The following is a 20,731-nucleotide window of genomic DNA, read 5'->3' as shown; positions in this document are numbered from 1 at the left end:
GTGTATTTCATATTAAAAAGATATATCTTTGCACCACGTTAGATACAAATCCAAGAACAATGAAAAAGAGAACATGAAAGAAGAAAAGATTCCCTGCCGGATAATCCGGTACAGGGAGTTCCCCGATCTGCTTTTCGGAACGTTACGGGAAGACGGACCGGTCTATTTCGACGCGACACGCTTCATCCAGGCCAAAGGAGATGCACGCCGGCATAATGTCCGTGATTTCCGTGTCGCTTTCCATCACTGGGCAACGGCGTTGGCAGACGCCTACGGAATAGACAGGGAAAAGATGATCATCCGTGACGAGGCGTCGGGACACCTGTTAATTGATGAATGTCTGGCTCTATTATTTGTCGTTTACATCGATCCCGCGTTCGGTGTCTACCTTCTGGAGCGCGTGGACGAACTGCTGTCCGGTGGATTTACGGTTTCAGACACTTGGCTGGTACAGGCTGCCGGTCTTAGATTTACAAAGGAGGAATTAACGCAAATTTTAGAACAACATGAGACGCAGCACATTTAAACGACCCAAGATGGTGCTCATCTTCAACGGGGCACAGGTTCTTGTAGCGGTCACGCGCTCGCTGCACAGCGCGGCGGAATTGACAAAAGGCAACTTGCAGGCTATCTCATTCTGTTGCACGGGCAAGTATGTATGCAGCGGCGGATTCTATTTCAGGCATCTGCATCCGGATGTGGAAATCGAGCTGGCCGACCTCGGCACACTGATGCTGAAAGATTATGACGCCCTTTGCGGCGAGAAACGCACGTACTATCCGGTGCGCAAGATGGCACATAAGAGAGCCTTGCTTGAAAACAAACGTAAGTCTGATAACCAAAAGAAAGGAGGAAATACCTATGAGGGAAAATAGGAATGTTCCGTTCCGGGACTGGAACATAAGGGTTTCCCGGAACCATAACGGCCAGCTCCATATCTGCGCCGTGGATATATGCGATATACTCAAGCGGGACGAACTGCTTGAAAACGGCGCCATCGCCCGTGTTTGCCCGACGGCATTGAAAATCAGTTTCCGGAAAAACGGCAGGGAACAGTGGGGTTTCCGTCCCATCGATATGCGTCGGCTTTTACAACTGGTACGCAAGGAGACTATTATACCCCGTGACCTGCTTGATGAATTGGAAGTGTGGGGCAACAAGCTTCTGGAACTGGAAGCCGGGGAGCTGCACGCCGTCCCGCAGGACGACATCGTCATGCACTTCGAGGAAGGGTTCCCCGTCACGTTCCGGCGTGTCGGCGACAAGCTGATGGTCAACGCCACGCAGATCACGATGCACTTCGGGAAAATCCCGTCTGAATGGCTACGCATCGCTTCCACGGATATGCTCCGCAGGGAAATGGCCGGCAACGGACATACCGGGAAATACGAGTCGCAAGTCTTCACCACACGGGGGCGGGGGCACGGTGCGACCTGGTTGGAATCACCGCTTGTCATACCGTTGGCCAGATGGATCGCCCCTGACCTGTCTTTGGCGGAATGGTTGGGCGAGGCTATCGGCAAACTCTCCGTGAAACGAGGGAAGACAATCGTACGCGAACGCCCCAGGGTGGCGGCACCCGGTCTGCCCTGTATGGATTGTCCCATGCCGCAGGATATGGAATCGGCGACGAGACTGATTCTGGAACTGCGGAAGGTGGTGAGTGAATCCCTGCCGAAAATCGTATTCTACGAGGAGTTTATCGAGAACAGGGACTGGTTCAAGAGCACGCGCATCGCTGACGAACTCGGCATATCGCCGCGACAGTTGCACCAGTTCCTTGCCGAAGAGGGCATCTGCAAGTACGAGAAGCGGCAATGGGTGGTCTTTCCTTCCTGCCGGGCCTGGCAATGCGATGTGCCTTACACGTGGGAGAACAGCCGGGGCAAGGTATATACTTTCGGATCCACCAAACGATGGACACAGGCCGGACGGGAGTGTATCATAGAACTGTGGCGCAAGAGGAACCCTGAATACTGCCCACCGGGTGCATAGCGATGGAAACGGCATTACAGCGGATCATCCGCAAGACAGGAAGACGGCCGGTAGAGTGCCGTTGCCGTCTGTGCAGGCAGCAATGCCGGATACCGTGCCTCGGTACGCCGGAAGACATCCTCCGGTTGCTGAAAGCCGGATACAGGGAGCGTCTTGCACCCACTCGGTGGGCGGTAGGCCTGCTGTTAGGAAAAATCCCGTATATCGTGCCGATGGTACAGGCGAAACAGGAAGCAGGCGGGTGCACATTCTTTCAGGACGGACTGTGTGAACTGCATGCGGCAGGGCTCAAGCCCACTGAAGGCAGGTTGTCGCACCATACCATCACCATGGAGAACCTGAAGTTCGGAATGTCGCTCTCGTGGAACGTGGCCAAAGAATGGCTGGACGAGCGGAACTTCGACACGATACGGGAGATTGTCCGGATAATGGGAAAATAGATGAGGGACGGTTTCATGAATGAAGTATCAGTATAACCGGTTGATTCCTCCTTTGCCGATTTCATGGAACCGCCTCTTATTAATTCATACCATTTGCAAACAGTTCGTATTAGTCGCGGCTATCCTTTATCAGGAAAACATTTAAACGCGAATGATATGAAACTGAAAAGCAGAATGACCGTCGGGGAGATGTCGGAACACCTGACGGAACATACCGGCAAGTTCGCCAACCGCGTATCCGTGGGGCGTTACGCCAAAAAACTGGGATACGCCGTGTATAAACCGATGATAAACGGCAGGATATGCCAGTTCTATGTCAATCCGTCGATTAAGGATGACGGGGAAGCGGAAACATTACGGACGAACGAACGCGAAAACGGACATGAAAGGGAATGACGACAAAAGGCAACACGTGATACCGTTTATGAAATGCTTCACCGGGCTGGTCGGCGCGTTCACCCCGGAAGAGGTCATCTTCATGCTGTACATGGCAGACCGTACACGCCTGCGTGAAAAAGGTTACGACACCTTGCGCAGCAAGCGGTACTACATGGAGAACATGGAGATGGGTTCGCGGATTTTCGACAAGTGCGTGGAAAAGACAACGCGTATGGGATTGCTTGAACGGGTGCCGGTCAGCGGGATGTACGATTACCTGTGGCACATGGATTCCTACAACCGGCTTGTAGGGATATTGGCGGAACTTGGAAATCCTTTTTCTACCAGGGCATTCTGTCATCGGATGTTCGATGTGGAAAAAAGGACCGTGGCATCCGTCTCTGACGAAGAGGTCAGCCAATGGAAAGAGAGACACCGAAAAGTTTGAGCGTATCTGTCCACGGAACGTAAATGAATAAAAACAGACGGCATCGTTGTGATTTGCCGTCTGTTTTTGTGTTTTTGCGACATAAAATCCGATAAAACCGGAAGGAGGTGGTAGCCGGGTACAATATTATCCGGGCAAACGACAGAATATGCTAAATATACTTATTCAGTTCTTCCACAAGAAGATGCACCGTTGTCGAAGATTCCGCCTGTGCCGGCGGTATTCCCTCCATTCGGCGCAATACGGCTTTTGCGTTCGTGATGGCCTGAGCCTGTTTACCGCCCAGCTCCCTGAAAACACGACCGCCTGTACCGGCTTCCTTGTTGTAGGAGAAGCCCAACAAGCCGGATAGCTTTGTTTCATATTGATTTCTGTGCATCGGGCCTTGTACCAGGTTATAGTGCAGCAAGAACCAATACTCGAAAGCCTGGTTGCTGTATGCCACCCTCATGCCACCGGCTTCCGCCATACCGATAGCCCGGTTGAAATCCCGATCGGGAAAGTCATCCTTGTCAAATACCACCCAGCACTGGTCATACTCGCGTCCTTTCTTCCGCTCTTCTTCTTTCATCCGTAAAGCCTTTTGGACAAGACCTACCGTATTGAGTCCCTGGCCTACCGCTTTAATATTGGCGGAAGTCAGGCGAAATGCATTGAAATAATCCGGTTCCGTATTTACCCCCTCGCAGATGATCAGGAAGGATTGTTTGACCTCACGGACAAAACTGATACGCCTGAGTGTCCGTGCCGCGCGTGGATCACGCTTGTTCGTCCGTGCTGCCATATTCTTCCTCCCTCAGGTCAAATAACCGTTCAAACTGGCCGATGACAGGGATACCGCCATATTTCCCCATCAGGTACTCCTTTTCGAAAGGTGCACTGTTGCGAACCTTGTATTCCGCCAACGAATAGAGTTCCGAGGCTCCAAACGAATCTTTCTGTGTAAACCAGATCTGATCCCTGCGGAACAGGCTTGCATTAAGCAGGTTGGTGTCATGTGTCGTGAAAATCAACTGTGCATTCCTGGGATTTGTCACTCTGGAATTGAACAGCCCGATGATGCGACTTGTCAACAGAGGGTGCATTTTCGAGTCGAACTCGTCGACAACCAGCCTTTTGCCATGATCCAACGCGTCGATTATAGGATAAGCCAGCGAGAAGTATTTGATCGTACCCTCCGACTCGTTTACGCGGAACGGGAAAGTGACCGTCTTCGTGGCGTTGCCCTCCTCGTCATATTGCTGGTGTGAACTGATGACTGTATTGTCAACCTTGCGTATGTCGTCGATTCCGAAGTCTGCAAACCGGGCAAACTCCACAATACGCCTTTTCATGGACGGATCATCGATCTGGGCTATCGCCATTTCCCAAATCCGCTCGTCGCTGCTGCCAAGAACAATCGTGGTGTTGGCCAGCCATCCCATGATTTCCACCGAGACGCTTTCGTTGAACTGTGCTGCCACGGAAAGAAGCAGCGCATTGTCGCGCACCATTTTTTTGGCGACAACCTCTTTGCCGACCGAAAATTTGGGATGCAGTTCATACTCATCGCCGTCACGCAGGAACAGTTCCACCTCCTTTGCCTTGCGCTTGTTGCCCTTTTGATAAAGCCACTCCCGGTGTACACGTTTTTCATCGACTTCAAACCCATAGCGGTATTGGACCGTTTCGTCGGCAAAGACCGCCTCAAAATAACTGGGCTCCTGTTCCGTCCTCCGGTTGAGACGGAAACTTTCCACCCGTATGCTTTCGCCGGACTGCACGCCTTTGGAGGAATTGATGACAAACCATTTGAAGAAATCGAGCGCTTTGACTAGATTCGATTTCCCGCTGGCATTGGCCCCGTAGATGACCGCACTCTTCAGCAAAGAGAGGTTCGTACCTTCAAGCTCAAAAACAATCTCATCGGACCGGGTCTGTTTTTCTTTCAGCGCGGAAGCAGCCAAAGACAAGGTCGCCGGCTCCTTGAACGAAAGGAAATTTTCGACTGTGAACTGAATAATCATATTATATCGCAGTTATATGTAAATTTCATGCAAATATAGGGGATATTTTTTATATATAGATGTTTTATCGGATCTCTTTTTGCGGTTATTTTCCTGCACGTGAAAATCAGACCGTTTTCGTTCTTGCAATGCTGCCCTGCAAAAGGCGACTGCAATTTTCCGAAGCGGCAACATCGGCTTGCGATTCATGCTCCCGATAGTGGAATTTGGGTGGAAAGACGCGAAATTCGCCACATCTTTCCCCTCAATGTGGTACAAATGTACCGTGTATCTGACAGGAGGGGTGTTACAAATGTAGCAACAATACTATAAGTAGTATTATACAAGAAGAAAGAAGAAAGATGTACTTTTTTCTTTGACGCAAAGAAAAAAGATACCAAAAAAGAAACAAATCATGACAGACGGCACGCCGTCTGTTTTTTTGAATCGGAAAGTGTTGAAAACGGATAAGATGAGGATTAAAGGACCACTTCCTCCCCAGATACAAGAGAGAGAAACAGAACGAATACCTTATACCGTCACCCTCTTACCGTCTGGCATCCTTGTCGCGGTTCAGCCTTACGACAGAGCGCACGCAGTCACGTACCAGTTCGGCATCCCTCCACTCCATGAAATAGTTCCCGCATTCCAACCGTTTCCTGTCCGCCGGCCTGTTGTTGTCCCTGCATTCACGGATTTCCAGTATGTCATTCAGGTAATAGTACTTGTCACCGCGTCTGACACGTGTTGCCAGCCGTTCGAGTTCCTTCAGCCGTCCGTTCCATGCAAGCCCTTTCTGGCGTAGGGCATCGGAAAGCCTGCTACGGCCACTGGTTCCGATAGGCAGTATCTGGAGATTCACCGCGTACCCGACTGTTTCATGCAGGGAATAGCGCAGGCTCCCGTCTTCGTCCAGCAGGCAATACAGCACAACATGTCCTTTTGCGTCGATTTCCTTGAAAGCCCCCAGTATTACATGCTCATCCAAGATGCTGAGTTTTACCAACTGCCCGTCTTTGGGAGCATAGAGAGATTCCGAACATACACCCCGGCGCTTGTCCCATGCAAGATGGCCTTCGTTCAGCAGGCGTTGGAGGGCAATCTTTTGCTCTGCGCTCGCTTCCCGGCAATCATTCAGAAACATGACCGCGTCATCGGTAACGAGTTCTCTGCCCGCAGTCATCCTTACCGGAACCGACACGCAATTACCCGTGACATCTCCCACAAGTCCGGTTTCCGATGTCCCACCGTTGAAGACGACCATTCCCTTGCGAATGGACGACCCACCCGTGCTGTCTTTCGGAATACTCCCGATTTTCTTCTTATGATATGATTCCATTCTTTCGATTCTTTATCCAGATATTTCCTGTAACAGCAAAATGCCATACTTCATACATAAGTGGATACAATACGGCAAATATACGTATAATTCACCAAAAAGGCAGGTGACTGAACCCCATTTCTTCTGCATTTCCACGGTTTCCTGTATAAAGTCACAAAAACCGTACAAATAAGTCGGAATCCATGTGGATAGCTTCGTTCTGTATATTCTATATGATTAAGGAACAAAACATTACAAGATTGTCCGATTGTGAAAAGCATATCCGAACATACTGAATGACAGGAATACACATCCTCCTTTTCCGTCGTCCAATCCGGTTAAGAACAGTCAATATACCGACGTGTCTCTATATATTTTTTGATACGTTTTCAGCGTATCTAAAAAACAGCTTCAAGCCGGAACCCGGAAATCGTGCAGAAAGTCTGTACACCCGTGAAAATTGAAAGGACAGGCATCCACAAATGAGAATATTTCAAAAATATGGGACATGGTGAACACCAGCACCTTAAGCAACCATGATAAATACAAGTACTTTACTGTATATTTTTTGATACCTGCTTACAGTTTCAATCCGAAAGCCGCATTTTGAGCCGTTTTGGAAAACCGGACTTGAAAAAACGGCCCGAGGACAGAGACCGAATCCGCACCCGAGGGTACACCCTCCCCAATCTTTTTATTTTTATTACACCATTGAATATCAATAATTTATTAGGTTTACTTTTGTATAAAGTAAGCCTAAAAACGTCTTTTACATTATCTTTGCTTACAAATTGAAAGTAAAAAAATCTTTTCAGTCCTATTTTATCCATTTTAAGCAGCTAATAATCTGATAATCAATAGACAAAACTGATTTTGATTTTATACATACGTTGAAACGGGGCTTTTTTGATTTTTGCAAAGGAAAAATTTTTTTCAAAGAAAATCATTTTTTCTATTTTATTGATATTCAACTATTTACAAATTCACTTCGCGCGCGTGCGTTCCATATTCGCAAAAAGGCTGTTTTTGGAACGTTCCAAATTTTTTTTCTCAAAAAGTTTTGCAGTTCTGAAAAACGGTTTTATAATAGTCATGTACTCGAAAGCCAAACAAACGGCAAACAAGTACGGAGAAAAACGAATAAAAAAATAGATAGTAAAAAACAGAATTAAAAAACAGAAAAGCAAAGACCGCCGAGAGCGAGAAACAAAAACGGCGTTTACACGAAAGTGAGTTGTTGAGCCGTCAAAGGGTAACACCCGAAACAACACCGTGTGCGTTTAGGTACGCTTAAAGAGTGCGTTAAATAACCACGCTTCGCACGGGGCAATAATACCAGTATTGCCAACCTACGAAAGTAGGGAAATTTATGGAACGGGATAAATCGTATTTATTCCGAGTGCCGGAAATACGTCAAGACTTTTGCAAGTCGCTGGGAGTATTGAGAATACCGCCACTGAAAAGGACGTGCAAGAATAATGCCATAATTGCGCCCTTGTGCGCACGGAGATAAAATGCACGGTAGCGGAAAAACAGTCCGCACGGAGCTTGAGAAAAGAGCATTGCCAATGTTATGCCCATAATCACCAGCCGCCCACCGCCTTACTGTTAGCTGCCGGATTGGAAAAGATCCGGAACGTGCCAGAGAAGCGTCTTGCCGAAATTGGAGTAAAGCAGCGCAGAGCCACGACACGATGAGTAGAACTCGTGCAAAGATACGATATGCCGAAAATGCGCTCATTTGGATAGCTCTGCTATGGGGTACGTTTTAAGTGCGACAAAGTTACGAAAAATTTTGCCGTGCAGGGTGAAATGCACGGCAAATTTTTGGGCGCGTGGCAGGAAATGCCACACTTTGCGCTATGGTGCAAAGTTCGGGGTTCGACTCCCCGAGTGCCCGCAATGCGTGATTTTGCGCAGTGTTTCTAAAATTTTATCATTATGGCAACTTCTAAATTGAACAAGGAACAGTATGCAAACATCGGTTCGTTTGCAGGTATCATGTTGGTTTACAACTCTACCAACAAGGACGGTGAACTCGTGCAGACGGCACAGCACTTTTTCGGTGCGGACTTTGAGCCTGCCGACAAGTCGGACAACGAGATTTTCCGTGTGATTAAAAACATGGTCGCAACTATGTGGCACACCATTGCGGAGGAAAAGAAACTGCGTGCCGATGCCGACGGCATACGCTCGAAATTCCGTGCCACAACCCCTGCGGAAATCATCATCTGCGAGAAGTCGGGAAATCGTATCAAGAAGTACGACCTTACCGACAGCGTTTGGGCGCGTATCGGTCTTGTGCCGACCAAAGTAGACCTCGAGAAGTCAAACCGTGATTTCCAAAAGACAATCCATGCCGCTGCAAAGGCTATCCGCAACGCCATGGATTTCGCCCCGAACCTCGCCAGCCTCGAAAAGCCAACCGAGAAAACGACCAAGACCGGCAAGGCTGAAAAGGTGGCGGAACAGCCTGCCGGAACGGTTGCCGACGAAAGCAAAAAGGCGGCATAAGGGCAACGGAGTAACTGAAACCTGCCCGAAAAAGGCAAAAGGACGGCAGGCAGCCCGCTGAACGTGTGGGACTGCCTGCCCTTTTCGTATCTGCCGTCGTAAGCGCGTGTTCTTGTGACGTATGCCACGGATACGCGCTTTTCATTTCGGGCGAAAGCAACTGTAACGTGATAGGCGAAAAGAATTTCCCGGCAAAAAACGGTGCCGGGACTGTACCTCCGCCGCAGGACGGGGAGTACACCGTGGACGACCTGAAGACCGCTCTGGAAGAGTCCGAGCGGTCGCTGCATGATGCCGTCTTCATAGCCCGCCAAGTGTGGGAGAAGGACTGCGATGCCGTGAAGTTCGACATCGACGACCTTGTGCAGATAGAATCGGCATTGCAGGAGATATGCAACATCACCGCAGGAATTGACAGCGGGGACGATGGCGAGTGACATGACGCGCACACGTGCTGCGGAAACTGCGGGGCGTGCGCGCTTTTTCGGGCATTGATATACACTGTGTCAGGATTGCACCCTGAAATGCCCGCACTTTTCTAAAATTCCCTCCGATATGACTTCCTTGCGCCGTGAGGCGTTGTGCCGACCTTGTATATAACACGGTTAAGCACGGTCTGGCGTTCTGCGGAACCGCCTGCCGTGCTTCCGCTGTTATCCTGTGCGGGGAAGCGGAGAACGGATGTGCCAATAATAAAACGAATAAATATGATAGAAGTGTTTGACGCAAAGCGCACCCGCAGTTACGGGTGCTTTGCCAGTTTCAAGGCTGCCACCGATACGCTTGACAGCCTTGCCGCGACGGGACAGCTCGGAAGTGTGCCCGCTGTCAGCGTGGCGGCGTATTGCAGCGGCGTGTTACAACGGGAATATGAAGCGGTGTTTGTCGGTGGGAAATGGCGTGTGCCGAAATCTCCGAAAAGGCGGATGCCGGAAACGAGACCTGCCCGTGGGAGACGTCGGCGGAAATGGTGCAAGGAGTACGCTACGGCGGAGCTGATGTTCCGAGAAGGGTTTCCCGACCATTTGAACCGCAGTTATCCGCTCTCGGCGGACAGCCTGAGACGGTGCAACCGGAAATGCAGAATTTATATGCAATAATAAAAACGCAATGAGTATGAAAACATTAGCAGACGTGAAACGGAAAATGACGCTTGGCTCGAAGTGGCGGTGTGTCCGGCTGTTCGAGGGCGGAAAAGACCTCGGCGTGCGTGAGGTCGGGAAAGTGCAGGGTAATGCCGTGGCATTCCTCAAACCCGACGGGAAACTCTCGTGGCTATGGTGGCCAAAGGCAAAGGACGTGCAGGTGGAAGAAAACGCCTTCACCGTGCTCCAGAACGGAGTGCCCAAGCTCAAGTACATCTATGCCGGATAGGTGTTCCGGAAAAAATCATGCAAAATAATATGAATTAATAACAACTATGGGGGCGGAATGCCCCTATGCTTTTATAAACGGATAAAGAAAATGACAGAAATAACGAGAAAGCAGATATCTGGTCTGCGGGTAAAGATGTATTAACGGCTATGGGAGAGGAACATAGAATCAACGAGATAAAAGGTGTCATCATCAGCCGTGCCCTGCTCAAGGAATACGGGTATGATGGCGATATGCCCACCGACAAACAGATGCAGGTCATCGGCAACGGGTTACTTGAATACTGGGGCGTAAGCGACGGTTTCAAGGAAGCCCTCGCCAGTACAATGGAGAACATGTTCGGTGTAAAAGCAAAAGATTAGGTCTATGGAAACGAAAGAACTTACTACCCACCAGCGTGGTGTTATTCTACGCGGCATCTGCGGCGGGGCTGCATTGAAAGACAAGTCGCCGCAAATATCTGAAAACAATACCGTCATAACCTGCGCCGGAGGGTTGGAGATTTGGGACATCTGCTGCATCAGCAGTGATGCCGAAGCCTTCGGCCTGAAACCGTCCTTCGGTTATGACGGGCACACGAGAATCACTTTCACCCCCAAAGAATAAGCGGAATGAAATCATATTACTACTTGGACTACCTGCACCGTGAAATCTTCCTTGAAGAGGAGGATATTCAGACCGTTCCGGAATCAGGCAGGGCGGACGATGCCTGTTCCGCCATTGCCGAAAAGCCGTATGTCGTGGAGCAGTTCATGGCGGACTCTTTCCGGACACTCAAAGATGTGGCCAGCCGCCTGTGCGATTCCCCTGATATTAAAAGCCGCCACGATGCGCTGATGTATATCGTGTGGAGGGTGGCACTGGACATCAAGGAGTGGCGGACTCTGAGCCATAGCGAAGCCGCCGTCAAGGTAACCCGTGAGGACGGTTTCGTGTGGCTGCTTGTATCGGCGGAAAATGCCCGGAAGCTATGGGAGGCAGACGTATTCTCCCTGTACAGGCTTTATGCCGATGATTCGGAATCCCTGATCGAAAGCGAGGCGGAGCTGGAATCGACTATCAAGGGCGGATACCAGATAGGTATCGAGGTGGGGTTCGCCTCTGTAATGGACCATGCCGCCCGGATGAAGCAACAATAAAAATCGGAAACAATCAAATAACGAAATCAAGAAGAAAGGTATGGAAACAACATTATTGACAAAGGAAAATGCCCATCGTGTGACCATGGTGCGGCGTGTGGATGCCCCGGAAAGCGAACCGGTAGCGTTTCTTTTCAGGGGAAAGAGACACGGGTATTGCAGCTATTCCCATCTTGTAGGGAATCCGGGCAAGGAAGAAATCCTCGCCCCGGCGGACTTCAAGGACTGGGAAGTTGTGGAAGTGGCGCACCCGGGCTATCTGGAAGAATATTTCAAGCAGGCGTGCAGCTCCTACAACCTCACCTCCTTCTCACCCGACGAGCGGGGTGAGTCAGACATCGCCTCGCACGAAAAGGAACTGCACGAGGATTTGCAGTCGATGCCCGAGCAGCAGCGGGAACGTTACATGGAAAACTACAAACGCTATTTCTCTGCCATGATCGCCGCCAACAGCCGTTGTGCCAGCGCGATGATTACGGGACCTGCACGCTTCAACACGGGCCGCAACGAAAAGGCCTGCAACAGCCACGCCAAGAGCGTCACGGCGTTCCGGGAATGGCGAGAACGTGCACTCGAAGCGATTCGCAAGGCTACCGAAGCGGCCAAGCCCGAAGAACAGCGTCTCGAGGAGGAGTGGCAGAAGGTCAAAGCCTTTATCGACGATGCCGCCTCGACCATTCACGGTATCGATACGGGTACGGCACGAGGCTATAGCCGGGCTCTCTTCGTCAGCAACCTCGCCGGGCGACTCTCCACCTATGTCAACCATGGCAACGTGGAAATCATCGACCGTGCCGTCGCTCGTCTGCGAGAGTGGAACGACAAAGTCAAGAAACCTGTCGTCACGGCACGCCATTCAATCTTCAAGTATCCCGAACTCGTCCGCAAGGTGCGGGAAAAGCAGCAGGAACGGGCAAGCCGTGAAAATCGTGAGATTCCGTTCGATGGCGGCAAGGTGGTCTACAACTTCGAAGAAGACCGCCTGCAAATCCTCTTCGACAAAATACCCGATACCGATATGCGTACAACCTTGAAGCGTAACGCTTTCAAGTGGGCGCCACGCAACCAGGCATGGCAGCGCCAGCTCACCCGCAATGCCGAATATGCCGCCGGTCAGGTGTTGAAAATAACCATTTAATCCAGTGCCCATGAGATACATCATCGATTCACGTTATTTCGACGGGACATGCCTCACGTCGATGTCGGATGACATGCACAGCGACTACGGCGGCGAGACGCTGGAAGCACTGCGCGAAAGGGAGAAGAACCCGTACCTGGTCGCTGTATCACCGGTACGCATGACACTGCTTGTGAAGCGTTATACCCGGGCACTTTGCAAGCCCTTCCATGAAATTACGGAGGAACGTTATTACGAACTGCTGGAATGCCTGCCTCCGGCCCGCATGCAGAGCGACTGGTTCTTTGTCGGGGAACCGTATTACCGAAACCTGTACGCGCTCTGTTTCGAGTCGGACGGCAGGTATTTCCGGGCGGAACGTCCCATACGTCTTTCCAATGCGGAAATCTACCGCCAGATTCGGGAACACATGGAGAAAGTAAACCTGCATCCCGCCATCGTCAAGAAGGCTTCCTTTGTCAAATATGTCAATTGGTACAAAAAGACGGTCACCTACATACCGTACTATTTCGAGTATGGAGGTAAAATATATTTCCTGAAGAACCTCGCCACTCGGACGGGATCCGAATTTGGCGACCGCCGGGAACGGAACGAGATGGCGGCATTGCTGAGGAACCTGCGCGGAAACCGCTACGAATACTGCACTTTCTACTCCCAAAAGAAGGACATCTTCGAGTTTTTTGACTGGCTACGGAAGAACAAATACACGCTGGAAATCCAGGGCGACTTGTTCGACTTTGCGGATGACCGCTCCCACGTGGACTTTCACGGCAATGTATGCGAGTATTCGGCTGTGTTCCATTACCGCATCTATTCACGCGAGCTTTTTGGCCATATCATTAACCAGCTACGCACCGTGAAACGGTATCACGCGTGGCATAAAAGGAGGGAAATACGATGAAAATCTCAAATGAACCTACCCCATACCTCCTGCTCAAGGCAGGAACTGACAGTGCATGGGATTGCTGCGACTTTGCAATCGTGTACCTGTCAAAAGAGTGGAGACAGACACAGTCCGGCAGGCTGGAAGCCGTCAAGCCATTCAAGGATGACATCAGTTTCCAGTCTTTGAACTTTTATGACATATCGGTTGGTTTTTACCAGCCGGACGAGGACGGGATACTGGGCAGCGAGGACTTGCCGGAAGACAATAACTGGTGCTTCGTGGAACTGACCGAAACGGAACTGGAAAGGTTGGTTCCGCCGGACAATGTGCTGGTCAGCCATATCTTGGCGGTATTTGCAAACGGGGAAGCCAGATACCGGGCGTACGGCAAACATACCGACGAGCGATTCTATACTGAAAAATTCCCTTTGCAACAGATTTTGGATATACTGGCGAGTCATGAATCTTAAAATTTCAAAGCAACTATGACAGAAATCATCAAAACGGACGGAACACGCCAACCCGTGCAGCCAGCCAATGGCTCAGACTTCACGCTGGAGGAGATGCAGGCGATTGTCGGCGGCTACATCGAACTGGTGGAACTGGACGGGAGCACGACAATGGTCGTCAACGAGGAAGGCAAACTTATCCCTCTGTCCCTCAATCTTGAAGCGAGCAGGATATTCCGTGCTCATCACCCGGCGTCGAAAGACTTCATCGTTGGGGACGTACTTGTGTGCAATAACAATCAAATCAGATAAAATTATGGATAAAGAGAAAGCAAAAGCGCTCAGCAAGACCCTCGCATGCTACAAAGAATTACAAGAGAATAACAGTGTAAACCTGATCGAGTTCCATACCGCTGACGGGCAGAAACACGGTATCGGCAACCCGGAAGCCATCAAGCTGTTGCTTTCGGTGGCCGTCATCGAACTGGAACGCCAGCTCCGGACCGCACAGTTCGGTGATATTCCGGAAAGCCTGGAGAACAGCCGCGAGTACAAGGCGGCCAAACAGCTGGAATACGCCATGAACGATTTGGGATTCAAGTCCGAACGTTTCGCCCAGGCTCTTCCTTATTTCCACAAGACACTGGAACAGACATTCTTCAGAACGGTAAAGGCTTCCATTACCGCTATGGCAGGGCGTGATTCACGCTGCATTGACGACCGCAACCGTGCTTCATACGAGATGTGTCAAATGCTGGCCTCCATGCTGGAAGATACCCGTCTGCCCTTTATCTAAATGCCATGTTCATAGACGAGAGGACACAAAACCGCCTCCATGCCGTGCCGGGAGAGAGTATCTCCCACGGCACGATGCGCACGCAGGACCTGATTCCGGCGTTCTTGGACGTTATCCGTGACACACCGGAGTACGTGCAGGTGATGAATGCCATCCCCGCCCATGCCATGGAGGACAAAGAAGCAGACTGGTGGAACAGCGATGACGCGGCGGGATTGCTGGAATCGCTGTTCGACACGCTCGATAGTTACTCACCGGAGGGGTACTATTTCGGTGCTCATCTCGGTGACGGGTCCGATTACGGATTTTGGAAAATGGACAAGTGAATGTCGGAACATGGTACGGATTACAAAAGACAAGCGGCATGACATTCTCAAAGACGGGATTTGTATCGGGCAAATCTATCTTGCCCGTGCCGAAAGCAGGAAATTAAGATACTGGGCAATCTCTTGCATGAGTGGAATCGGCTTCAACACTTTCAATGAAGCCCGCAGTTATGCCAAGGATTTCCTTTAATAAAAGAATCGCATGAAAAATTGGATACAACAGATACTTTTGTGGCGTAAAAAGACGGACAAGGGCAGAATGACACTCGGAAAGGTGCAGAAAGAGTATCGCGAGAATGACGTATGCATGGGAGAACTCCTTGATGCCCTTCCCGCCGACGGCCTTTCCATAGAGGAAGCTTTCGAGCTGGCTATCACCGCCAAGAAGTGGGCGGACGGAGACCGTTTCTACCGGAGTATCAACGTTGGAGAACCGGAAGAATTGTAAGGTAAATAACAATAAACAATAATGACAAATGAGCAGATATGATTTTATAAGATTCGGCGGCTTTGTCAACTGGGCGGACGAGGACACGGACACGTTCCGGAAAATGAAAGTCTGCCTGCCGGTAAAGGAGCCTGTCGAAGATGACACGAAAATAGGACTGATTTCCACGGACGAGGACAATCCGGAAGAAATCGCGGTTTCCTATTCCGTCAGGGCAGCCGAACTCATCCCTTGGACGGACTCATTCCAGGAAGGATACTGGAAAGCCCTGATAGTGGCAGAGGCAAACGGAGCAGGCACGGACGTATTGCTGCCCATGCTCAAAGATGCCGGACTATGCCTGATGGAATGTGTCTTCCTGATGCTCCGGAGCGATGCCTGCAAACTGTTTCCGGTCCTGTGCCGGCTGTTCCCGGAAGTGGAGGAAATGTTTGAGATTATCACATGGAATGACAGGGAATATTTTGTCAGGGAACTGACGCTGTTCCGTGGAACGGGCGGGGAATACAAAACCCTAGTCTCTGTAACGGGTCTGCAAGACGTGCTGGTCGGCAAAGACGGCGCACCCATATCGGACGAGGCGGAGGCCGTGGACCGGAAAATCTGCTATTACTTCACGGACGAGGAGTTCCTGCTGCCGGAAGAGCGGCTTGTGGCCCTTGCGGAGGATGCGTGAGAAATCATAATGTATGTACAAAGACCAGAAAATGAATAAAAGAATGAACAAACAGCAAACCACTCCCGTTACCGACACTTTTAAGGGGATGCTACTTATGTCAATGGGTGTCCCTGTAGGAAACATCCGTCCCTACCGTTTGAAGTCGGCACCTTCCTGCCTCGGCGGTTTCGAGCGCATGAGCGTAGCGGCAGCACGAGCCTCGGGAATGGATATCCCGGAGACGGAGAAAGAGAACGATGAAGTTTACATATGCCGCTTGGGACCCGCCGTCTTCCATAAATGGATGCCTGTCTGGATGTTCGAAACCGCTTTCGAACCGGTTCCCGAGCAGAGACGCGGTGACCGCATCCGAACACTTACGGAAGAGATGAACAACCATCACGTGGCGGAGAAAGCCCTGAATGAAAAATGTTACGCCCTGTCCGTGGAGCTGCTTTCCGAGTGTGGCGGCAGCCTTGATGACAACGGTGAACAATCCTCGACCTATCTCCATGTTGTGGACCGTGACCCCGTGGAACTGGTCATCACGAACGCGTCGCTCCGGAAAGACGGGAAAATCTTCATCATGGGTTACAGTTACTACACGGGCGAGGAGTACGAGCAGGAATGTGACGTAGAATCCGGCATGGACATACTGAATTTTATCCTTTCCCAAAAAAGTTTTGAGTGCTATGAATGAAGACAAGATATTGCAAATGTTCTTCGACATAGGCCAGTGGACGAAGGCCATTGAGAAAGGCGTGCTGAAAGACATTAGGAAAGACCAACTTATTCGGCTGACCGACGAGCATACCCGTATGGCGATGGCCTATGCCATGCGCCGGGGAAAGTACGAGATTTCCCCTCCCCACACGGCGCAGATACCCAAGGACAACGGTGAGTTCCGCACAGTGTACGTAAACGAGCCGATGGACCGCGTAGTACTGGGTATCGCCAACGACCTGCTCTTCGAGTTGATGCCGGAGATGCTGCACTCTTCGTGCAAGTCCTACCAGACCGGTATAGGGTGCGGCAAGGTAGTTACGGAAGTCAGCCACCGGATGACAGAAACCGGCAATAGCGGCTGTCTGGGCTGGAAGTCCGACCTTTCCAAATACTTCGACAGTGTTCCGATACGGTTCATCGACGAGGCGTTCGACAAGGTGGAGGCCAAACACGGCCAGTCTGCCCTGATAGACGTACTTAGGAAATATTACCACTCGGACCTCTATTTCGATGAAGATAACCGGTTGCAAAGCAAGTATCAATCCTTGAAACAGGGTTGTGCTGTGGCTAGCTGGCTGGCGGATGTACTGCTCTACGACCTAGACAGGGAACTGTCACAAATGAACGGCTACTACGTCCGGTATTCCGACGATATGCTTTTTATCGGCAAGGATTATGAAAAAGCGATGGACACACTCCAAAAACGCCTGGAAGATAAATCCATGAAGCTAAATCCCAAGAAAGTGGAATACCTGGCAGCCGATGTCTGGTTCAAGTTCTTAGGATTCAGTATCAAGGGCGGCATGGTCTCGCTCTCGTCATCACGCATCAAGACCTTCCAGCACGAGATCGAGCGGCGGACAATCCGCTGCCGGGACACGACACTGGCAAAAGCCGTGGACGCCGTGAACCGTTACCTGTACAAGGGCGAGTTCAGCTGGGCGATACAGGTATTGCCGGTCTGTAATGTGAAGAGTGACCTCAACGAGCTGAACAAGTTCGTGATGGACTGCTTTAGAGCCATTCAGACGGGCAGGTGCAAGATCGGCGGTCTGGGATATGTCCGAACCAAACCGGATGGCTGCATCGTCCGGGGACGGGGACGCAACGTGAAGGCCAACCGCGATAAAACAGACCGGGACATACCGGGTTACCTGACTGTCGGCTGCATGCGTAACGCCCTTCTGACCAGCCGGGCGGTGTACAACACGCTGGTGGCATCGCTATAAGTTACGCCGGGCACACGGCAGAACGGGTGGACGGGCAGGCTATTCAACGTTACAGGCTTATAACCAGAATCCATATCGAGATTAACCGGTCTAACACCCGGTTAATCCCATCTCGATTCTGGCTGCGCCTGTAATGTATCGGGAAATTAAAATCATGTGCCGTCTGTCCCGCACCCGTTACCGGAGCACACCGGGAAAGTTCAAGGAATAGGTTTGGGCATCCCGCGTACCAACGTCTTCTTTCCGAGTCTGAAGGCGGCTGACCGTCGCCTTCGGACTCCGCAGAAGACCCATACGCGGGATACATCGGAAGCATAAAGCCATGTGCCGGTATTATGAGAACTTTCAGTCTTTTCCAGCACGGGAACGTGCGGTTCGGGGGAATGGATTCAGCCTGCTGTCCCCGATAAGCCCGTCTCGCGCCGTCGTATCCCTAACGTTATACGACGGCGCCATTCCGGCTTCCGCCACAGCAGACATCGGACCTGTAAAGGAACGTGCCGGCATTCCGGGAACCGCAAAAAGAACAGCACAGGGCAAAGGGGGCAAGGCCGGGATTTCAACAGAGCCGCAATTCACACGGCTGGAGCCTGTGTCATCTCCTGCTAACACGACAGATGACACAGGTTCCAGCTGTACTCGCGGCCCGTATCAGGTTTTTAAAGGGATGTGCCGTCCGGATGAGTCCCCTGAACAGAAGGTAGCGCGACCGCATATGCACGAGGGACCCAAATTCAAGATACAGTATTCAAGCTTGGTCCTGAGCCAGGCAACTACCTGGTTCAGGACCGAAGTCCTACTGTATTTATCAGGACTATAAAGATACGCGCTAGGGGTTTGAGTGCCATTAATTGTAAACAGGTGAGAAAATGGAAGATATTTACCGAGAAACCGTCACCGCCATAGAGAACGGCGCAAATTTCCGGATTGATTTCCAGTCCAGAAGTTTAAAAGTAAACGGGAGACACATGATACGGAACGGCAGGTATGATGGCGCTCCGTGGTTGCCGGAGTACGGCTGCGGGGATTTTTTCACGGATGTGGAGGAGCTGTACCGCCGCTATAAACATTCGATACCATCGGAGCGCAGCCAGAGCAAGTCCCGCCGGTATTTCATGGCATTGCCCGAAAGTGACCTCGAGGACGGGGACATGCTGTACGGGCAACACCGGGATACCGCGCAATTCGAGCTGGAATTCTATATCCTCTGCCGGATTATAGGCGGGTTCACATGGAATCCCGAAACGATGGGCAAATGGTTCTGGCAAAGCGAAAAAGACAAGGACCTGGTGATACTCAGAAAATGGGTGGAACCCGGAAGTAATCAACTATTAACAAATTCACAATGAGCAGAAAGAAACAAGAAACAAAAGTCCTGTGCCCCGGATGCGGCACGGAATTCGCCATCGCGGACAAGGAATTTGCCGCCACGGGCACCGTTATCGGCAAGAATTCGGATTTGGGCACCGTCTATCCGGTGGTGGCCGGCCATAATTCTCCCGCCGGACTTCCCAAAGGGGCGCGGGAGCGTATCGAGGCACTCCGCGGTGCCGGTGTGGACGTGAGCTGCCTGTTCGCCATGCAGGGAGCCGAGGGCGGCGAGTATATCGCCTCCAACAAAGACGGGAAACTTACCATCCTGGATGACAACGACCCGATATTCGGCAGCATCATGGCACAGGGTACCGTTCCCAACAACCGACTCTTCCGCCGGTGGGTCATGGCACAAATGTTCCATATGATGTCATACACGCATTACCGTGAAAAAGAGCCGGCAGGGGTGACCGAGATGATTCACCGGAAAGGCTATGATTACCAGTGGAAAATGCTCTTGAACGAGCTGCACGCCCAGATGAAGATGGAACACAAGGACATCACGGGTTTTGCCGAGAGAAACCGCTGGTTCAACCGTGATGTGGTTTTGGCCATCGCGAGCGACTATGTCAACGCGCTGAAAAAACACGTGGGCAACCTGGAAACAAGAAAATGCAAGGGAGTTCCCTACAAGCGTATACACGGCCGTAATATTTTCGTGGAGGACCTGCAATCCAAACTGTACTACCCGCTTTCCATCGCGATAACCCACATCAGGCACGCGTTGGACGCCACACAGCTTTACAACGCGGTCAGACAGTTCAATGACCGTCGTATCCGGCTGCCATGGGGCACTCCTCAAAGCAAGGCATGGATGGATGCCTATAAGGGAGCCGGGGCGTTCTTTACCATGCAGAACCTGATTCGTTTCCACGGTTGCACAGCTGTCAATGACCGGGGTCGGCGTCTGGACAAGTACCAGTCACTGGCGTTCCTGTCAGCCAAGGCGGAAGAGTATAAAAACGGAGAAGGCTGGCGGTTGCTGGCAGTCCTGAAAAAAATGCTGGCGGACAACAATATCAACATCAAAAAGAAGATGGCGGCATGGCGTAAGAAATAGGCCGTCATCTCCATCCGCCCGGTAGGCGGCACGGTGTGGCGGGTCAG

The 20,731-nt window shown here is 51.1% G+C and carries 29 protein-coding genes; 26 read left to right on the top strand and 3 right to left on the bottom strand.

The genetic code is table 11. The features are described from left to right. Window positions 1-73 precede the first annotated feature (73 nt). The 6 genes from H8S52_RS03130 (at window position 74) to H8S52_RS03105 (ending at window position 3,261) form a co-directional block, all read left to right on the top strand. The gene (locus H8S52_RS03130; RefSeq protein WP_004293612.1) at window positions 74-526 is read left to right on the top strand and encodes a hypothetical protein; all 453 of its coding nucleotides are present in this window, start codon (window positions 74-76) and stop codon (window positions 524-526) included. 10 nt (window positions 527-536) lie between these two features. After that, entirely contained in the window at window positions 537-875 is a 339-nt protein-coding gene (locus H8S52_RS03125) for a hypothetical protein (RefSeq protein ID WP_117513722.1), read from the top strand. Continuing rightward, entirely contained in the window at window positions 862-1,995 is a 1,134-nt protein-coding gene (locus tag H8S52_RS03120) for a phage antirepressor KilAC domain-containing protein (RefSeq protein WP_004303966.1), read from the top strand. Before H8S52_RS03125 ends, H8S52_RS03120 begins: the two co-directional genes overlap by 14 nt. Before the next feature lie 2 nt (window positions 1,996-1,997). Then, window positions 1,998-2,435 (top strand): hypothetical protein, encoded by a 438-nt coding sequence (locus tag H8S52_RS03115; RefSeq protein ID WP_004293615.1) that lies wholly within the window; start codon window positions 1,998-2,000, stop codon window positions 2,433-2,435. Between the two features lie 156 nt (window positions 2,436-2,591). After that, complete coding sequence (locus H8S52_RS03110; protein ID WP_004293616.1) at window positions 2,592-2,831, top strand: hypothetical protein; 240 nt, start codon at window positions 2,592-2,594, stop codon at window positions 2,829-2,831. Continuing rightward, window positions 2,818-3,261, top strand: coding sequence for a hypothetical protein (locus H8S52_RS03105; protein WP_004293617.1), 444 nt, complete (start codon window positions 2,818-2,820; stop codon window positions 3,259-3,261). Before H8S52_RS03110 ends, H8S52_RS03105 begins: the two co-directional genes overlap by 14 nt. 151 nt (window positions 3,262-3,412) lie before the next feature. On the opposite strand, the gene H8S52_RS03100 is transcribed toward H8S52_RS03105, so the two are convergent. The 3 genes from H8S52_RS03100 to H8S52_RS03090 all read right to left on the bottom strand — a co-directional run bounded on the left by H8S52_RS03100 (window position 3,413) and on the right by H8S52_RS03090 (window position 6,585). Further along, window positions 3,413-4,045, bottom strand: a complete 633-nt coding sequence (locus H8S52_RS03100; RefSeq protein WP_004293618.1) for an RloB family protein — start codon at window positions 4,043-4,045, stop codon at window positions 3,413-3,415. Continuing rightward, window positions 4,020-5,267 carry an ATP/GTP-binding protein gene (locus H8S52_RS03095; protein ID WP_004293619.1) on the bottom strand — a complete coding sequence of 416 codons (1,248 nt, stop codon included), beginning with the start codon at window positions 5,265-5,267 and terminating at the stop codon, window positions 4,020-4,022. Before H8S52_RS03095 ends, H8S52_RS03100 begins: the two co-directional genes overlap by 26 nt. A gap of 526 nt (window positions 5,268-5,793) precedes the next feature. Beyond that, window positions 5,794-6,585: a hypothetical protein gene (locus H8S52_RS03090; RefSeq protein ID WP_117513723.1), complete on the bottom strand. Its 792-nt coding sequence runs from the start codon at window positions 6,583-6,585 to the stop codon at window positions 5,794-5,796. 1,923 nt (window positions 6,586-8,508) lie between these two features. On the opposite strand from H8S52_RS03090, the gene H8S52_RS03085 reads away from it, so the two are divergent. The 20 genes from H8S52_RS03085 to H8S52_RS02990 all read left to right on the top strand — a co-directional run bounded on the left by H8S52_RS03085 (window position 8,509) and on the right by H8S52_RS02990 (window position 20,684). Further along, window positions 8,509-9,081, top strand: a complete 573-nt coding sequence (locus H8S52_RS03085; RefSeq protein ID WP_004293623.1) for a hypothetical protein — start codon at window positions 8,509-8,511, stop codon at window positions 9,079-9,081. A gap of 65 nt (window positions 9,082-9,146) precedes the next feature. Beyond that, on the top strand, window positions 9,147-9,518 hold the full coding sequence (locus H8S52_RS03080; RefSeq protein WP_004293624.1) for a hypothetical protein: 372 nt from the start codon (window positions 9,147-9,149) through the stop codon (window positions 9,516-9,518). Between the two features lie 270 nt (window positions 9,519-9,788). Then, window positions 9,789-10,181, top strand: a complete 393-nt coding sequence (locus tag H8S52_RS03075; RefSeq protein ID WP_004303960.1) for a hypothetical protein — start codon at window positions 9,789-9,791, stop codon at window positions 10,179-10,181. A gap of 16 nt (window positions 10,182-10,197) precedes the next feature. Next, on the top strand, window positions 10,198-10,455 hold the full coding sequence (locus H8S52_RS03070; protein ID WP_004303959.1) for a hypothetical protein: 258 nt from the start codon (window positions 10,198-10,200) through the stop codon (window positions 10,453-10,455). A gap of 149 nt (window positions 10,456-10,604) precedes the next feature. Next, window positions 10,605-10,817, top strand: coding sequence for a hypothetical protein (locus tag H8S52_RS03065; protein ID WP_004293628.1), 213 nt, complete (start codon window positions 10,605-10,607; stop codon window positions 10,815-10,817). 4 nt (window positions 10,818-10,821) lie between these two features. Continuing rightward, complete coding sequence (locus H8S52_RS03060; protein WP_004293629.1) at window positions 10,822-11,061, top strand: hypothetical protein; 240 nt, start codon at window positions 10,822-10,824, stop codon at window positions 11,059-11,061. 5 nt (window positions 11,062-11,066) lie between these two features. Continuing rightward, a complete protein-coding gene (locus H8S52_RS03055; protein ID WP_004293630.1) occupies window positions 11,067-11,594 on the top strand; it encodes a hypothetical protein in 528 nt (175 codons plus the stop codon). Window positions 11,595-11,634: 40 nt separating this feature from the next. Next, window positions 11,635-12,732, top strand: coding sequence for a hypothetical protein (locus H8S52_RS03050; protein ID WP_004293631.1), 1,098 nt, complete (start codon window positions 11,635-11,637; stop codon window positions 12,730-12,732). A gap of 10 nt (window positions 12,733-12,742) precedes the next feature. Next, window positions 12,743-13,633: a hypothetical protein gene (locus H8S52_RS03045; RefSeq protein ID WP_008860787.1), complete on the top strand. Its 891-nt coding sequence runs from the start codon at window positions 12,743-12,745 to the stop codon at window positions 13,631-13,633. After that, window positions 13,630-14,088: a hypothetical protein gene (locus tag H8S52_RS03040; RefSeq protein ID WP_008143016.1), complete on the top strand. Its 459-nt coding sequence runs from the start codon at window positions 13,630-13,632 to the stop codon at window positions 14,086-14,088. The genes H8S52_RS03045 and H8S52_RS03040 overlap by 4 nt, the downstream gene beginning before the upstream one ends. A gap of 15 nt (window positions 14,089-14,103) precedes the next feature. Then, the gene (locus H8S52_RS03035; RefSeq protein WP_008143017.1) at window positions 14,104-14,379 is read left to right on the top strand and encodes a DUF3846 domain-containing protein; all 276 of its coding nucleotides are present in this window, start codon (window positions 14,104-14,106) and stop codon (window positions 14,377-14,379) included. 4 nt (window positions 14,380-14,383) lie between these two features. After that, on the top strand, window positions 14,384-14,863 hold the full coding sequence (locus H8S52_RS03030; protein ID WP_004293635.1) for a hypothetical protein: 480 nt from the start codon (window positions 14,384-14,386) through the stop codon (window positions 14,861-14,863). A 5-nt stretch (window positions 14,864-14,868) separates the two neighbouring features. Continuing rightward, entirely contained in the window at window positions 14,869-15,189 is a 321-nt protein-coding gene (locus H8S52_RS03025; protein WP_004303957.1) for a hypothetical protein, read from the top strand. 10 nt (window positions 15,190-15,199) lie between these two features. Next, window positions 15,200-15,379: a hypothetical protein gene (locus H8S52_RS03020; protein WP_008143020.1), complete on the top strand. Its 180-nt coding sequence runs from the start codon at window positions 15,200-15,202 to the stop codon at window positions 15,377-15,379. Window positions 15,380-15,391: 12 nt separating this feature from the next. After that, the gene (locus tag H8S52_RS03015; RefSeq protein WP_117513725.1) at window positions 15,392-15,637 is read left to right on the top strand and encodes a hypothetical protein; all 246 of its coding nucleotides are present in this window, start codon (window positions 15,392-15,394) and stop codon (window positions 15,635-15,637) included. A 28-nt stretch (window positions 15,638-15,665) separates the two neighbouring features. Next, the gene (locus H8S52_RS03010) at window positions 15,666-16,313 is read left to right on the top strand and encodes a hypothetical protein (protein WP_004293639.1); all 648 of its coding nucleotides are present in this window, start codon (window positions 15,666-15,668) and stop codon (window positions 16,311-16,313) included. 13 nt (window positions 16,314-16,326) lie between these two features. After that, window positions 16,327-16,995, top strand: coding sequence for a hypothetical protein (locus tag H8S52_RS03005; protein ID WP_008143024.1), 669 nt, complete (start codon window positions 16,327-16,329; stop codon window positions 16,993-16,995). Then, a complete protein-coding gene (locus H8S52_RS03000) occupies window positions 16,988-18,250 on the top strand; it encodes an RNA-directed DNA polymerase (protein ID WP_008143026.1) in 1,263 nt (420 codons plus the stop codon). Before H8S52_RS03005 ends, H8S52_RS03000 begins: the two co-directional genes overlap by 8 nt. Window positions 18,251-19,119: 869 nt before the next feature. Further along, window positions 19,120-19,599 (top strand): hypothetical protein, encoded by a 480-nt coding sequence (locus H8S52_RS02995; RefSeq protein ID WP_004293642.1) that lies wholly within the window; start codon window positions 19,120-19,122, stop codon window positions 19,597-19,599. After that, entirely contained in the window at window positions 19,596-20,684 is a 1,089-nt protein-coding gene (locus H8S52_RS02990; protein ID WP_008143029.1) for a hypothetical protein, read from the top strand. Before H8S52_RS02995 ends, H8S52_RS02990 begins: the two co-directional genes overlap by 4 nt. Window positions 20,685-20,731 lie beyond the last annotated feature (47 nt).

Origin of the sequence: Bacteroides sp. NSJ-48 (assembly GCF_014287405.1) — a bacterium.
GTDB classification, from domain to species: Bacteria; Bacteroidota; Bacteroidia; order Bacteroidales; family Bacteroidaceae; genus Bacteroides; species Bacteroides stercoris.
Note: the sequence above shows the minus strand (reverse complement) of the source record. Positions and strands in the feature narration are given on the sequence as shown.

Coding starts and splice junctions, on each gene's coding strand:
- H8S52_RS03050 (WP_004293631.1), top strand. CDS start 11,635: ATGGAAACAACATTATTGACAAAGGAAAATGCCCATCGTGTGACCATG.
- H8S52_RS03035 (WP_008143017.1), top strand. CDS start 14,104: ATGACAGAAATCATCAAAACGGACGGAACACGCCAACCCGTGCAGCCA.
- H8S52_RS03015 (WP_117513725.1), top strand. CDS start 15,392: ATGAAAAATTGGATACAACAGATACTTTTGTGGCGTAAAAAGACGGAC.
- H8S52_RS03000 (WP_008143026.1), top strand. CDS start 16,988: ATGAATGAAGACAAGATATTGCAAATGTTCTTCGACATAGGCCAGTGG.
- H8S52_RS03100 (WP_004293618.1), bottom strand. CDS start 4,045: ATGGCAGCACGGACGAACAAGCGTGATCCACGCGCGGCACGGACACTC.
- H8S52_RS03085 (WP_004293623.1), top strand. CDS start 8,509: ATGGCAACTTCTAAATTGAACAAGGAACAGTATGCAAACATCGGTTCG.
- H8S52_RS03090 (WP_117513723.1), bottom strand. CDS start 6,585: ATGGAATCATATCATAAGAAGAAAATCGGGAGTATTCCGAAAGACAGC.
- H8S52_RS02995 (WP_004293642.1), top strand. CDS start 19,120: ATGGAAGATATTTACCGAGAAACCGTCACCGCCATAGAGAACGGCGCA.
- H8S52_RS03040 (WP_008143016.1), top strand. CDS start 13,630: ATGAAAATCTCAAATGAACCTACCCCATACCTCCTGCTCAAGGCAGGA.
- H8S52_RS03115 (WP_004293615.1), top strand. CDS start 1,998: ATGGAAACGGCATTACAGCGGATCATCCGCAAGACAGGAAGACGGCCG.
- H8S52_RS03110 (WP_004293616.1), top strand. CDS start 2,592: ATGAAACTGAAAAGCAGAATGACCGTCGGGGAGATGTCGGAACACCTG.
- H8S52_RS02990 (WP_008143029.1), top strand. CDS start 19,596: ATGAGCAGAAAGAAACAAGAAACAAAAGTCCTGTGCCCCGGATGCGGC.
- H8S52_RS03070 (WP_004303959.1), top strand. CDS start 10,198: ATGAAAACATTAGCAGACGTGAAACGGAAAATGACGCTTGGCTCGAAG.
- H8S52_RS03045 (WP_008860787.1), top strand. CDS start 12,743: ATGAGATACATCATCGATTCACGTTATTTCGACGGGACATGCCTCACG.
- H8S52_RS03130 (WP_004293612.1), top strand. CDS start 74: ATGAAAGAAGAAAAGATTCCCTGCCGGATAATCCGGTACAGGGAGTTC.
- H8S52_RS03075 (WP_004303960.1), top strand. CDS start 9,789: ATGATAGAAGTGTTTGACGCAAAGCGCACCCGCAGTTACGGGTGCTTT.
- H8S52_RS03020 (WP_008143020.1), top strand. CDS start 15,200: ATGGTACGGATTACAAAAGACAAGCGGCATGACATTCTCAAAGACGGG.
- H8S52_RS03095 (WP_004293619.1), bottom strand. CDS start 5,267: ATGATTATTCAGTTCACAGTCGAAAATTTCCTTTCGTTCAAGGAGCCG.
- H8S52_RS03005 (WP_008143024.1), top strand. CDS start 16,327: ATGTACAAAGACCAGAAAATGAATAAAAGAATGAACAAACAGCAAACC.
- H8S52_RS03065 (WP_004293628.1), top strand. CDS start 10,605: ATGGGAGAGGAACATAGAATCAACGAGATAAAAGGTGTCATCATCAGC.
- H8S52_RS03105 (WP_004293617.1), top strand. CDS start 2,818: ATGAAAGGGAATGACGACAAAAGGCAACACGTGATACCGTTTATGAAA.
- H8S52_RS03120 (WP_004303966.1), top strand. CDS start 862: ATGAGGGAAAATAGGAATGTTCCGTTCCGGGACTGGAACATAAGGGTT.
- H8S52_RS03010 (WP_004293639.1), top strand. CDS start 15,666: ATGAGCAGATATGATTTTATAAGATTCGGCGGCTTTGTCAACTGGGCG.
- H8S52_RS03030 (WP_004293635.1), top strand. CDS start 14,384: ATGGATAAAGAGAAAGCAAAAGCGCTCAGCAAGACCCTCGCATGCTAC.
- H8S52_RS03025 (WP_004303957.1), top strand. CDS start 14,869: ATGTTCATAGACGAGAGGACACAAAACCGCCTCCATGCCGTGCCGGGA.
- H8S52_RS03125 (WP_117513722.1), top strand. CDS start 537: ATGGTGCTCATCTTCAACGGGGCACAGGTTCTTGTAGCGGTCACGCGC.
- H8S52_RS03060 (WP_004293629.1), top strand. CDS start 10,822: ATGGAAACGAAAGAACTTACTACCCACCAGCGTGGTGTTATTCTACGC.
- H8S52_RS03055 (WP_004293630.1), top strand. CDS start 11,067: ATGAAATCATATTACTACTTGGACTACCTGCACCGTGAAATCTTCCTT.